General features: G+C 52.9%; 13 protein-coding genes. 10 read left to right on the top strand and 3 right to left on the bottom strand.

What is annotated here, in order from left to right:
• Positions 1 to 4 precede the first annotated feature (4 nt).
• Positions 5 to 454: a LexA family protein gene (locus tag A0W33_RS17435; RefSeq protein WP_068839379.1), complete on the bottom strand. Its 450-nt coding sequence runs from the start codon at positions 452 to 454 to the stop codon at positions 5 to 7.
• Positions 455 to 789: 335 nt separating this feature from the next.
• Between A0W33_RS17435 and A0W33_RS17430 the strand changes: the two genes are divergently transcribed.
• The gene (locus tag A0W33_RS17430) at positions 790 to 1,254 is read left to right on the top strand and encodes a lipocalin-like domain-containing protein (RefSeq protein ID WP_172798135.1); all 465 of its coding nucleotides are present in this window, start codon (positions 790 to 792) and stop codon (positions 1,252 to 1,254) included.
• A gap of 358 nt (positions 1,255 to 1,612) precedes the next feature.
• On the opposite strand, the gene A0W33_RS17425 is transcribed toward A0W33_RS17430, so the two are convergent.
• The gene (locus A0W33_RS17425; RefSeq protein ID WP_068839377.1) at positions 1,613 to 4,009 is read right to left on the bottom strand and encodes an endonuclease MutS2; all 2,397 of its coding nucleotides are present in this window, start codon (positions 4,007 to 4,009) and stop codon (positions 1,613 to 1,615) included.
• Between the two features lie 195 nt (positions 4,010 to 4,204).
• On the opposite strand from A0W33_RS17425, the gene A0W33_RS17420 reads away from it, so the two are divergent.
• From A0W33_RS17420 to A0W33_RS17380, 9 genes are all read left to right on the top strand, one after another.
• Positions 4,205 to 4,654: a YhcH/YjgK/YiaL family protein gene (locus tag A0W33_RS17420; protein WP_068839376.1), complete on the top strand. Its 450-nt coding sequence runs from the start codon at positions 4,205 to 4,207 to the stop codon at positions 4,652 to 4,654.
• A gap of 127 nt (positions 4,655 to 4,781) precedes the next feature.
• Complete coding sequence (locus A0W33_RS17415) at positions 4,782 to 5,807, top strand: hypothetical protein (RefSeq protein ID WP_068839375.1); 1,026 nt, start codon at positions 4,782 to 4,784, stop codon at positions 5,805 to 5,807.
• Positions 5,808 to 5,834: 27 nt separating this feature from the next.
• Positions 5,835 to 7,229 carry an MATE family efflux transporter gene (locus tag A0W33_RS17410; RefSeq protein WP_068839372.1) on the top strand — a complete coding sequence of 465 codons (1,395 nt, stop codon included), beginning with the start codon at positions 5,835 to 5,837 and terminating at the stop codon, positions 7,227 to 7,229.
• A 165-nt stretch (positions 7,230 to 7,394) separates the two neighbouring features.
• Entirely contained in the window at positions 7,395 to 8,243 is an 849-nt protein-coding gene (locus A0W33_RS17405) for a glutaminyl-peptide cyclotransferase (RefSeq protein WP_139237075.1), read from the top strand.
• A gap of 82 nt (positions 8,244 to 8,325) precedes the next feature.
• Positions 8,326 to 8,787, top strand: coding sequence for a GNAT family N-acetyltransferase (locus A0W33_RS17400; protein ID WP_068839370.1), 462 nt, complete (start codon positions 8,326 to 8,328; stop codon positions 8,785 to 8,787).
• A gap of 50 nt (positions 8,788 to 8,837) precedes the next feature.
• Positions 8,838 to 9,638: a HipA family kinase gene (locus A0W33_RS17395; RefSeq protein WP_068839368.1), complete on the top strand. Its 801-nt coding sequence runs from the start codon at positions 8,838 to 8,840 to the stop codon at positions 9,636 to 9,638.
• Positions 9,616 to 9,999 (top strand): DUF3037 domain-containing protein, encoded by a 384-nt coding sequence (locus tag A0W33_RS17390; RefSeq protein ID WP_068839366.1) that lies wholly within the window; start codon positions 9,616 to 9,618, stop codon positions 9,997 to 9,999. Before A0W33_RS17395 ends, A0W33_RS17390 begins: the two co-directional genes overlap by 23 nt.
• An 80-nt stretch (positions 10,000 to 10,079) precedes the next feature.
• Positions 10,080 to 10,598, top strand: coding sequence for a hypothetical protein (locus A0W33_RS17385; RefSeq protein WP_068839364.1), 519 nt, complete (start codon positions 10,080 to 10,082; stop codon positions 10,596 to 10,598).
• 16 nt (positions 10,599 to 10,614) lie between these two features.
• On the top strand, positions 10,615 to 11,028 hold the full coding sequence (locus A0W33_RS17380) for a PaaI family thioesterase (RefSeq protein ID WP_068839361.1): 414 nt from the start codon (positions 10,615 to 10,617) through the stop codon (positions 11,026 to 11,028).
• Positions 11,029 to 11,348: 320 nt separating this feature from the next.
• Here A0W33_RS17380 and A0W33_RS17375 read toward each other — a convergent pair whose 3' ends face one another.
• On the bottom strand, positions 11,349 to 13,385 hold the full coding sequence (locus A0W33_RS17375; protein ID WP_308428458.1) for a S9 family peptidase: 2,037 nt from the start codon (positions 13,383 to 13,385) through the stop codon (positions 11,349 to 11,351).
• Between the last annotated feature and the right edge of the window lie 77 nt (positions 13,386 to 13,462).

Raw genomic sequence — 13,462 nt, 5'->3', positions numbered from 1 at the left:
GCATTTATACTTTTTTCACCACGCCCACTACCACACCCCAGATGCGACCCATGTCCGGTTCGCTCACTTTTATACTTTCATACTTCGGGTTCTCGGGTACCAGGTACGCCCCATCGGGTTTGAGCATGAACCTTTTGATGGTGAACTCCCCGGCTATAAAAGCCATCACGATGCGGCCGCTGGTATGCTTTACCGAGCGGTCGATCACCACCAGGTCGCCGGGCTCTATGTGCGCCCCGATCATCGAGTCGCCCTCCACACGGGCTAGGAAAGTGGAGGTTGGGTTCTGGGTGAGGTAGGCGTTCAGGTCGATGGGCTCCGCCTCGTAATCTGTGGCCGGACTCGGGAAGCCCGCGCGAACGGCAGAGGCAAACAACAGCATGCAGTCAGCTGCTACCTCACTCAACTGCACCACCTTCGGGCTGGGCTCCATTTGTATAATTTTTGCTTCCATGCTGCTAGTTTACGAACAATATTAGCAAAAGCTATATTTTATACTAAATATTTTAGCATTTATAAATTACATAGCTGATAATAAGCATTTTATAAAAAAGGGTATTGCTGGTTTATGGCTGGTCGTGCTCATTTTATAGACTAGCTGCTTTCTTTTACCACAATCCGATCGTCTGCAAAAGACTTATTTGCGCGCATTTCGTATCCTGATAAGTCTGCTTTACTTAGAACTTAAAACACCGGTGGCTTTCCTTGGAAAAGACTTTTCATAAAGTGCCTTTCTTAGCAGCAGCCATACTTGTGGCAACGTTACACTTTCATAAATAACTAAACCCTATGCTTAATCCTATGAAGAAGTTCAAGCTGTTCCCACTGCTCTTCGCATCGCTCCTGATGCTGACATTCGCCAGTTGCGGCGATGACGACGATGATGATAACAATCCAGCGCCTTCTAACACCGAGCTGCTGACAGGCGGCATGTGGACCGGCGATAAGATCTTTATCAATGGCTCTGATTTTACAGGGACTGCCAAGTCGCAGTTTGGGTATGATGTTACCCAAGCCACACTTAATTTTGACGACAACGGCACCTACACGTTCACCTACGACGATGACGACTCAAACACCGAGACCGGTACCTGGGAGTTTACGAACGATGAGAAATCCATTATACTAGATGAGGGCACAGCAGATGAAACCACTTTGGTCCTAAACAAGCTGACGGCTTCAGAGCTGCATATGGAAGGAGAGTTCTCGCTGGATGGAGTAACTATTGATGCCGAGATCAGGGCAGTACGTTAGTTTTTTTTGCGTGGCTACTGGTATCCCATCCCTGCCCTTCTGAGAAAGGGCAGTTTCACAAAACTGGCGCAAGTTTCTAAACTTGTGTTTAAGTATAATGTCGGGTTTGTAACCCGACGGGCTCGCAGAGGCCTGTGACTGCAGCTGCCAAAGTAAAGTGGCCTGTGTATGCCCCCCTCACCCTAGCCCTCTCCCCAAGGGGCGAGGGGCCCTTTTACTTGTATGAGAATATTCCCTCCCTTAAAGGAACGGGTTATGCAGCATCAGGCCACCTTAAAACCCAACTTAAGCAGGTATAGAAGCAGGAAAGGCTCCCGAATTCGGGAGCCTTTCCTGCTTCTATACTTATAATTTATACTTACTTCAGCACGGCCAGTGTCGCGCCGTCGCCACCGCGTTCCTCCACCTCGTTGCCGAGGCTGGCTACTTCGCGCACCGAGTACAGGTAATCGCGTACTACCTGGCGCAGGATGCCGTTGCCCCGGCCGTGGATGATCTTAATTTCCGGAATACCCAGCATCAGTGCCTCGTCTGTGAAGTTCATCACCTTGTTCAGCGCGTCCTCAGCGTATTCGCCCCGGATATCCAGCGTGTTTGTAAAGTCAGCCATGCGTTGGGTCATGTTCATGCCGCGGTTGTAGTTGCCGGAAGTCTCCATCTTGGATTTCTTCGGCTTCTGCGGAATCTGCCCCTCTACCCGCTCCAGGTTGTCTACCTTCACGATGGTTTTGAGGCCACCGAACAGCACCTCGGCGGTTTTGCCTTTGATGCCCACTACCTGTCCGTAAGAGTCCTGCCCTATAAGCGACACGTTATCGCCGGGCTTAATAGTGCCGTTGGCGATGCGCTTGTGCGCCGGGCGTGGCTCCTCTTTGCGCACCTCCTTGGTAAACTCCTCCAGGTCGCGGCGGGCTGCCTTGGTTTGCTCCTTCTCGGCCTGGCTCTGCTTTATCTGCTGAATGGTCGCCTCGATCTTCTGGTTCGCATCCTTCAGCAACAACTTGGCTTTGCCCTTGGCCTCGCGCATGACGTCCTGCTTGCTTTCTTCCAGGAAGTTTCGCAGCTCATTATACTCCTTCACCGACTTCGCCAGCTTTTGCTCCAGCTTCGTGGCTTCACGCACTTTCTGCTCCAACTCCTGCTTCTCGGTCTCTAGTTCTTCCAGCAGGCGGTCGTAGCGGATCTTATCCTTGCCTACCAGGCTACTGGCCTTGTCGACGATGTGCTTTGGCAACCCGATTTTGCGGGCAATCTCGATGGCAAACGAAGAACCCGGCTTGCCGATCTCCAACTGATAAAGCGGCTGCAGGTTTTTGTGGTCATAGCGCATAGCACCGTTCACAATACCCGGTGTGCGCTCAGCATAGTTCTTCAGGTTAGTATAGTGCGTGGTGATGACGCCGTATACTTTGCTGTCGTTCAGGTTTTGCAGCACCGCCTCGGCAATAGCTCCGCCCAGCACCGGCTCTGTGCCCGTACCAAACTCGTCAATCAGCACCAGGCTTTTTTTATCGGCCACCGTTACAAACTTGCGCATGTTGGTCAGGTGCGAGCTGTAGGTACTCAGGTCGTTTTCGATAGACTGCTCATCCCCGATATCGATAAAGATATCATGGAAGATACCCGCCTCAGAACCATCCGCTGCCGTAATCAGCATACCGCACTGCAGCATGTACTGCACCAGTCCCACTGTTTTCAAGCTCACCGATTTACCACCGGCGTTGGGGCCTGATATCAGCAAAATGCGCTGGTCGCGGTTTAGCTCCAGATCCATGGGCACGGTAGGCTTGCCCAGTTGCCGGTGCGCCAGGTATAAAAGCGGGTGAATGGCCTGCTTCCAATTAACCAGCGGGTAGTTGTGCAACTTCGGTTTACTCGCCTCCACACGGCGCGCGAACACCGCCTTGGCCCGGATAAAGTCCAGCAGCCCCAGGTATTGGTAGGCCTTGCGGAGCTCCGGCACATGGTGGCGCAACGTGTTGGTCAGGCCCATCAGGATGCGGATCAGCTCGCGGTGGTACGCGTTCTCCAGGTCCTTGATGTCGTTGTTGAGACCAAAGATAGACTCCGGCTCAATGTACACAGTCTGCCCCGTATGCGACTCGTCGTGAATCAGGCCCTTTACCTTGCGCTTGTACTCGGCGATCACCGGAATCACCAGGCGGCCCCCACGTATGGTCGGCTCGGCATCAGCGGGTGTCCATCCCTCGTTTTTGGCGTGGCGCATGATAGACGAAATCGTTTTTCGCAAGGCACCCTGCTGCGAGATCAGGTCCCGCTTCAGGCGCTGCAGCTCCGGAGTGGCATCATCGCGCACGGCACCGGTATCATCCACCACCTTATCCAGGGCGGCTATGAGCGAGCGCTCCACCGTTACGTTGGCACCGAGGGCTTTCAGTGCCTCGTACTGCCCCTCCTCTGCGCCGGAAATAAAGCGCAGCGAGTCGCGTATGGTGCGCAGCGACATCTTGATTTCGAAAAAGGCCAGCACCTCGAGGTAAGTACCCTCAATGGCGGCCCTGTCGAGGTAAGCAGACGCATCGTAGTAGTGCTGCAGCGGAATCTCAGCGTCCGCCTCCAGCAGTTGTTTAAATTCGTATGTTTGTTGCAGCAATCGCTCCACTACATCGTGGCGGTTCAGGAAAGCCATGCGGTTTACGTACTGGCGGCCCAGCGGGCTAAGGCAAAGCTCAGAGAGCATGTCGCGCACCTGTGCAAACCCTATTTTTATTTCAAAGTTTTCTGGATAGATCAAAGGTTATCTCTTAATTTACTGCAAAATTAGCAATAACTATAACAAGTATACAGGTGTGTTTTGTTCGTTTCTATATACTTATTTGCAACGCACGAAGCACGTAGCAAGACGCACGATTTTATACTTATGAAAGCAGGTTGAAACCCACACCTCCAAACCCATCATTTATAATTTCTAATTCTTAATTCAAAAGACATGGTTCTCGACAAACTCGCCAACGCTTCGCGCTATACTTCCATGCACCCGCTTTTTGAGCAGGCGTTTCGTTTTCTGCAGGAGTCGGATTTGATGGCGCTGCCCATCGGCCAGCGGGCCATTGTGGGCAGAGACCTTTTTGCCATCATCTCAGAAGGGAAAGGCATACCTGAGCAGGATGCCAAACTAGAGGTGCACCGCAAGTACATCGACATACAATACGTGATCTCCGGCACCGACCACATGGGTTGGAAAGACCTCGCCCAATGCAGCCCCCCCAACGATCCCTACACTGAAGAACGCGACGCCGCCTTTTTCCCCGACAAAACAAGCAACTGGTTTGATGTGCCTGCCGGCTCCTTCACCATTTTTTATCCTGATGATGCTCATGCGGCCATGGCGACGGAGGATACTGTTCGGAAGGTGGTGCTGAAGATTGCGGTGGGGTAGTGTCCACTCCCCTACCTGCTGCTATGTGTAGCTCAATATGCCGCCGCTTAGCTGATATTTAATCTGCTATTCTAAAAATATGACTTAGCTTCGCGCTCGAAAACAAGCATCGACTATTACTTTACAGATGATTAAGTCTACCATTATCGCGGCAGCCCTGTGCCTGGCTGCGCTTCAGGGGCATGCCCAGACAGGTATCGGCAACTATGGGCCTGAGCCGATTGGAGGAACAAGCAAGGTTGCCCTGCCCTTTTACAAAATTAACTTCTCAGAGGCGCAAAAGCAGCTACTGCAGCAGAAAGAGATTGAGCTGGTTTTCTTTATTGATGAGGAGGGCCTGCCTACATTGGAAGACATAAAAGGAACTACGGATGCCGCCATTCTGGATAGCCTGCGGTCCGCTGCAGCCAATATACCGCTTTTCCACCCGCGCACAGTAAACGGAGTGAAGGAGAGCGCGCTATACTTTCTACAGTTCCAGTTGCCAGTCTACGAGCCTGCAGCAGCTGAAGAGCGCTATGTGCATTACAAAACGCGAGCCCACGAAGACTTTGAGTACATTCACAAGTCGGGGCAACGGCTGGATATTCTGATGGGAGCTGTGGCCAATACCTTTTTAGGAAAACCGAATGAGTACCTGCAGCCGGGTGGCGGCATGAAGCTTGACATGATGTTTACCGGGAAGAAAGGATTTGGAGGAGGCATGGTTATGAGCTTCTATGGAAACAAGCTGAAGCAGCCTTACCCGATCAGCTCCGGCAGAGAACAAAACAGCGCTCCTCCCATGCTGATGCTAGGCGTTGCCGCGAACAAAGCATTTGCAGAAAAAGAGCGAACGGAGTTTAACGCGCAATTGGAGCTGGCTTACGCCGTACAAAACGTAACACCCAAACTGGAGTATGAAGACGAAGACTGGGTGCAGCTGAAAGGGTTTAGTCCGGGAGTGGTTGTAAACTACCTTATCAAACTAGGCAAAGACAGGGCGTCGTTTTACTATGGTGCGCCCACTCTTTACAACCATTACCTGAATGTGCATGGTGCGGTTCGGCCGGTTTTCTTTAACCTGAAAGAGGCCACTGGCTTGATGTTGGAAGTCGGCTTGTCGTACAGACTGGGAACGCATTTTGTAGATGAGTACCGCTTGAAGCAGTAGCATGTAACTATAATTTTTCTCCTACCCATGAACAGCTTCAAGGCATTTCTGCGGCTCGTGTGGTCTGCCGTAAAAGGCAAGGAGCAGGACTATACCACACTTGGTATCAAGCACAGCATTGTGCTGCTGGCCATCCCCATGATCCTGGAGATGCTGATGGAGTCGCTGTTTGCCATCGTGGATATTTTCTTTGTGGGCAGGCTTGGCCCGGATGCCCTGGCCACCGTGGGCCTGACCGAGTCTATCCTGATGATCATTTATGCCGTGGGCATGGGTGTGAGCATTGCGGCAACGGCCATGGTGGCGCGGCGGGTTGGGGAGAAAAACTACCGGGAGGCCGGCACCATCACGTTTCAGCTGATCGTGACGGGCGTGGCGCTGGCTTTGCTGATGGGCGGTGTGGCTACATATTATGCGGCGGAAATGCTGGCGCTGATGGGAGCCTCTCCCGAAATTCTGGCCACAGGCGTTAGGTACGCGCAAATTATTTTCGCCGGCAACCTCGCTATTATCATGCTTTTCCTGATCAACGGTGCCTTTCGTGGTGCCGGCAAGCCGCACCTGGCCATGCGCGCGCTCTGGCTTTCGAACGGCGCCAACATCATCCTGGACCCGCTGCTTATCTTCGGTGTGGGTAACATAGAAGGCCTGGGTCTGGAAGGTGCCGCTTGGGCCACGACAGCAGGAAGAAGTTTGGGTGTGGTGTACCAACTGTATCACCTGCTCAACGGAAAGCACCTGCTCAAAATCGGGCGGGAGAACCTGGGCATCAGCCTGGCCATTATTGTCCGGATCCTGAAACTTTCCTCAGGCGGCGTAGGCCAGTACCTCATCGACTCGGCCAGCTGGATTTTCCTGACGAGGCTTATTTCAGAGTTTGGCAGCAATGCGCTGGCGGGCTACACCATTGCTTTCCGCGTCATTATTTTCACGCTGCTGCCCGCCTGGGGACTTTCGTCGGCGGCGGCAACGCTGGTGGGGCAAAACCTGGGGGCGCAGAAAGCCAAACGAGCCGAGCTGGCGGTGTGGCTGACGGCGCGTTACAACGTCATTTTCATGGCAGCCATCACTCTTATTTTTATTGTGTTTGGAGAGCACCTCTCCAGCTTCTTTACAGATGAGCCGGAGGTCATTCGCATCGCCACAGAAGCCCTGCAAATTATTACACTGGGCTACATCTTCTTTGGCCTGGGCATGGTGATGGTGCAGGCGTTCAACGGCGCCGGCGATACCCGGACGCCAGCCTTGATCAACATTGTGGTACTGTGGCTGGTCGAGCTGCCGCTTGCCTACGCACTGGCTATTTATTTTGAACTTGCCGCCACGGGTGTTTTTATCGCCATCGCCTGCTGCCACTCCCTGCACGCGCTTGTCAGCTGGTGGTTTTTCAGGCAGGGGAAATGGAAAAAGACAAGTGTTTAGCAAGTATAAGCTGCAGACTGATGACCAGCCAATCACACAAAAAGACCATCAGCTTTTAAATTAACTGCAATTGGCTTAACTTCATCCTGCAATAGCTGCAGCAGGGCACAGGAAAGTCAAAAGCAGCATTCGTATAAAATAAGGTAAATCACGATCAACATACTCTTGAGAACCATCAACACGACCCTACTGGCAGCCACCATACTCGCGATGAGCACATTGGCAGGCTGCGGCAACGAAAGCGAAAAGGCAGCTACCCAGGCTGCGGAGAACGGAAACAGCGTGTATGGCCCCGCTCCTGCCGAGATAAACTACGGCGTGGCAAAAGTATACCCGCACGACACCAATGCTTTTACCGAAGGGTTTCTGGTGCACAAGGGACAACTCTTCGAGAGCACCGGGTCTCCGTCGGACCTGCCGCAAACAAGATCACTGGTGGGTATTGTGGATATGAACACGGGTAACATCGACACCAAGGTGGAGCTGGACCGCGACAAATACTTCGGCGAGGGAATTGTAATTTTGAACGACAAGCTGTACCAATTGACGTACCTAGCCAAAACCGGCTTTGTATATGATTTGAATACATTTGAGAAGCTGGAGGAATTCACGTTTCCGAGCAAGGAAGGCTGGGGCATGACCACCGACAGCACGCACCTGATCATGAGCGACGGCACCAGCCGCCTGACCTACCTGCACCCCGAAACGTTTGAGAAAGTAAGGGAAGTAGGCGTTTACGACAACAACGGCCCGGTAAAAAACCTTAATGAGCTGGAGTACATCAACGGCTACATTTACGCCAACGTGTACACCACCAACACCATCGTGAAGATTGACCCGAAAAGCGGCCAGATTGTTGGAAAGCTATACCTGACGGCCCTTGCCCAGGATGCCGCCAACAAGAACCCCAATGCGCTCGAACTAAATGGCATTGCCTGGGATGCGGAAAAGGACAAGATTTACGTAACGGGCAAGATGTGGCCCAACATTTACGAGATCCAGTTTAAGCATTAGTGCTGACTGCTTCGTAAGCGATCTACAACACTGGCTTTTATACTTGCCTTTACAAGTATAAAAGCTCATAAATGGCATACAGATGATCAACATCATCAGAACCGACTCCGGTAACAAGGATTTTCACAGCCTTGTTGCCCTGTTGGATCGGTACCTGCAGCAAAAAGACGGGGAAGACCACTCTTTTTTCGCCCAGTACAACAAGCTCGATAAAATCCACCACGTGCTAGTGGTTTATAAAGCGGATGTTCCTGTGGGTTGTGGCGCAATCAAGGAATACGCACCAGGCACAATGGAAGTAAAACGTATGTTTGTGCAGGAGCAGCATCGCGGGCAGGGCATTGCCATACTTGTGTTGCAGGAATTGGAGAAATGGGCTGCGGAGTTAGGCTATACCTCCTGCATACTGGAAACAGGCAGGAAAATGCCGGAAGCGGTCAGGCTTTATCAGAAAAGCGGCTATACTTCCATCCCAAATTACGGGCAATATGCGGGTGTGGAAAGCAGCATCTGCATGCAAAAAGTGCTGGGCGTCCCACAATAGATATGGACTGACACCAATCGCTGCTTTTTTGCCATAACTGAATTAAACCTATGACCTATACCCCACCAGAACTTAGAACCGTGGAGGTGACGCGCTACGTGACACCCCTCCGCGAGGGAGGCTCTTTGCCCGCCCTTGTGGAGGCAGACGACGAGTTCCTGTACGTACTCAAATTCCGGGGCGCGGGCCAGGGCATCAAAGCATTGATAGCCGAGCTAATTGCCGGCGAGATTGCCCGCACGCTCGGCTTTAAAGTACCCGAACTGGTGTTTGCCACGCTGGATGAAGCCTTTGGCCGCACCGAGCCCGACGAGGAAATCCAGGACCTGCTGCGCGCCAGCGAGGGCCTGAATCTGGCGCTCCACTACCTTTCCGGCGCCATTACCTTCGATGCGCTGGTAACAACGGTGGATGCAAAGCTTGCCTCCCAGATCGTTTGGCTTGATTGCCTGGTAACCAACGTAGACCGCACGCCCCGCAACACGAACATGCTGATGTGGCACAAAGAGCTCTGGCTGATCGATCACGGTGCGGCGCTATACTTTCACCACGCCGGCTACAACTGGGAGGAGCAGGCCAAGCGGCCTTTTGTGCAGGTAAAAGACCACGTGCTGCTGCCCCAGGCCACCGAGCTTGAAGCCGTAGACGCGGAGTTCCGCAGCATCCTTACCCCGGAACGCATTCGCGCCATCGTTGCGCTGATTCCGGAGGAGTGGCTGCAAACCATCGACTCGCCCTTTGAGGCTGTGGAAGAGCACCGGGAAGTATACAGCAAATTTCTCGAAGCCCGCCTCACGCGTACAGAAACATTTATCAAAGAAGCCCAACATGCCAGAAAAGCACTTATTTGAGTACGCCGTTATTCGCGTGGTGCCGAGCGTGGAGCGGGAAGAGTTCATCAACGTCGGCGTTATTCTGTACTGCTCCGCCAAGGGCTTTTTGAAAACGCTGTATGCGCTGAACGCGCAGCGGCTGTGCTCCTTTTCGGACAAGGTGGACATGGAGGAACTACAGGAGCGGCTTGGTGCCTTTGAGCGCATCTGCGCAGGCCGAAAGAATGGCGGCACCATTGGCGGACTGCCTGTTGCCTCGCGTTTCCGCTGGCTTACCGCCACCCGCAGCACGGTGGTGCAAACCTCCCCCGTGCACCCCGGCCTTTGCCTGGATCCGCAGGAAACACTTGAAAAGCTGTATGCGCAGCTGGTTCTATAAGTAAAAGCGACAGCTTCACATCAAAGCCAGGTATCCACTTTATTAATTTTTAACCATTTAAAATCTATTCTAATAACTGTATGAAATCAACTTTACTCACTGTGCTGTTGCTCCTGACAGCTTTCTGCACCTCCTTTAGCCAAACGACCGACTTCTCAAAAAAGCCAAATGCTGCTAAAATTCAGGAAGCCAAAACGATAGTGAACACTATTTTCACCGATCTAAAGAACAACAGGCATGAGAAAGTGGCTGATTTTATGGTAGAAAGCATCGGCAAAACCTGGGATGCCGCTACCAAAATCAAGAACAAAAACGATTATCTCAGTAAGATGCAGATCATAAGTGTAAGTCCTCCGGAAGGTGTTTATGGAAGTTTAGATGGGTACGATTTGATTGAGGAGGCATACCTGCCAGGCAGTGATCGGTATTTCAGGCATACGTACATTAGCTACCATGAGGGCAGCAAACTAATATGGGAATTCCGCTTCTATATTAACTCCAAGCAAAAGCTAACGATAGACTACATTGGTTGGAGCGAAAAAAACCCTTTCGAGTACATGAGCACATCAGACATGCTAGCTCCTCGTTACTTTAACTAATGAACTGACAGAGAGTATGCGTTTAAAAGACGACATAGCTGCTTTCCTGGTCAGGGAGTTTCCGCAGACGAAGGTGACAGTGGAGGCGGTTGGTGGCAAGGCGGCAACGGTTCGGCACAAGATTGGCACCGCCGAGTTGCGGCCCGGCGGAACCGTATCTGGCCCTGTGATGATGGCCGTGGCGGATGTCGCCTTATATGTTGCCATACTTGGGGAGATCGGATTGGAGGCTCTTACCGTCACCACGAACCTAAACATTAACTTCCTGCGCAAGCCTTCGGCTACCCACGACATTATCGGCAAGTGCACCCTGATGAAGCTGGGCAAAAAGCTGGTTGTCGGCGAAGTCACCATTTACTCGGAAGGCAGGGAAGAACCGGTGGCACATGCTGTGGGCACTTACTCCATCCCGCCCCGAAAAGAAAGCTAAGCATTACTTTTATACTTCACCAATAGTTGAAGCACCTACAGCTTTTACCTGAACATGCTCGGCGTGAGAACACCCCTATTTTCGGATTGGTAGATGAGAAAGTATAGACAGTTTGTAGAAGCGATTTACACTTGAATATACCTTAACATAAAAGCCGCCTGCAGTATAACTGCAGGCGGCTTTTATGTTCTTCCTGCAGCTAAGGAGGGTATTGCTAGGACCTCCGGGCATTAAGGAGCGGCTACAGTAGCCAATTTAGTTACCGCAGGAAAACAAACAACTCTAGGCAGAACAACCTATCAAGCCTATAACTTCGCACGCTACTTCACCTCCCCCAGCAGCATTCGCCTGAAGAAGTCAGCTGTCGCCGCGTTAACTTTCAAGGCATTGCTATACTTCATCCAGTGATGGGTATCATCTACAATTACCAGCGTTTCGTAAGGTGCCCCTTTGGCCTCCAGGCGCCGTACCAGGTCCATGCTGTCGCTGAAGTCCACGTTACGGTCATCGTCGGCGTGTATGATTAGCACGGGCGAGAACCAGGTGGCAACAGAAGCGGCCGGAGATGATTCCCACATAATTTTGACGGCTTCTTCTGCATCGGGGGCCTTTTCGTAGCGGTTCGGGTAGAGCAACTGTTGAACGCTCTCGGCAGTGAGGTCGCTCATGCCGTGTATGTTCACGCCAGCGGCAAACAGCTCTGAATCGCGGCCGAGGGCAAGGCCGGTGAGGTAGCCGCCGTAAGAGCCACCGTACACGCCAATGCGGCTGGCATCCACCTGTGGCTGCCGGGCCAGCCACTTGCCGGCGGCCCGTATATCCTTATACTCAGAGGCTCCTCTATCGCCGGCGCTGTAGGGGTGCTGAAAATCATAGCCATAGCCTATGCCCAACCTGTAGTTCACCGACAGCACCACAAAGCCCAGGCTGGTGAGGTACTGGTTCATGGCATATACATTGTTATAATAGTCGGAATAATGCCAGCCCAGCAGCATCTGCCGCGACGGCCCGCCATGAATGTACACGATAGCCGGCTTTTTGGAGGGGCCACCCTTGGGCTCGAAAAGCTGCCCGTGTAGGGTAAGCCCATCTTCCGACTTGAAAACAACCTGTTTTGGTTGCACCAGTAACTTCTGCGGGAAAGCAGCAGGTATAAATTCTTTGCCAATCAGCTGCACCTTTGCCTTTGGCTTGAAAGGCATTACGGCAGGCACCGGCGGCTGCTGAGCCGTGGCGCTGAGCATGGCTAGTGTTTTGCCGTCACCGGTCAGCACAGGCATACTTTCCAACCCATCACCGGGCGTCAGTACCTCCATCGCAGCTTTATCTACAGGCACGCGCGCAACATGCCTGCGGTCGATATCATACTTGTCAGGGCCGGTGTTCGTGCTAAACACCAGCCACTTTTTATCAGGGCTCAGCCTGACATGCTCCACCATAAACGCTCCGGGAGTTAGCAGTAACGGCTTTCCGCCGGTTGCAGGCAATGCGTACAGGTGCGGCCAGCCGTCTTGGTAAGACACAAACACAAGACGGTCTCCTGCGGCCCAATGCAGGTTAAAGCCGCCGTTGGTGTTGGGCACAGAGCCGGGCAGTGTTTCGGGGGCTTTCCATACTTGCGTAGCTTTTCCGGTTGCCACATCGGCTGTCCAGATGCTCCAGGGCTGGTGCCGCCGCTCCAGGAATGGCTGCGGAGCGCCACCCAAACCCGCTGTGCGCACAAAAACCAGGCGCTTGCCCTCCGGCGACCAGCAGGGCGAACGGTCGCGGGCGAAGGCTGGCGCAACCCAGGTGATAGGAGTTTCTGGATTCGTATAGACGCCAACGAAGGCGCGGTTGCCACGGTTAGCGACAAAAGCTAGCTGCGTTCCGTCTGGCGACCACTCGAGTGAGCCCACAGTACCACGGGTAACAAACAAGGGCTTTGCGGGCGATGTACCATCCAGCGGGGCCAGCCATACTTGTCCATTCCGGATAAAGGCCAGTTCCCTGTTATTTGGCGAAATCACCGGCTCCCCTCCCGCACCTATCGCGATGGGTTCCCCGCCCGCAAGCGGCATGCTCCATACTTCCACTTTGGGAGGCAGCGGGCTGGCGGCAGGGTTAACTGTTTCGTTTTCGCTCCAGATAGAGCCATGCTCTCCGCCCCTTACATACACGGCCCACTTTCCATCGGCAGACAAAGACAGGCTAGTAATCTCCTGCCCCTCGTCCTGCATGTAATTGGTTAGACGACGGGGCTTAAAATCTGGTCCTTCAGCCACGTACACATTGCGCTTGCCCTGCTCGTTGAGCGTCCAGGCAAGGTGGGTACCCGCTGCTGCAGCTGTCAGCTCAGCCGGAAAAGGGTAACTCATTACTGACTCCAGCGGGAATCTTTGTGCTACAGCAGTCTCAGCGCATAACATGAAACTATAGATTAGCAGGAGGCACA

The organism is Pontibacter akesuensis, from assembly GCF_001611675.1.
Taxonomy (GTDB): Bacteria; Bacteroidota; Bacteroidia; order Cytophagales; family Hymenobacteraceae; genus Pontibacter; species Pontibacter akesuensis.
This window is presented reverse-complemented; position numbering and strand designations above follow the sequence as displayed.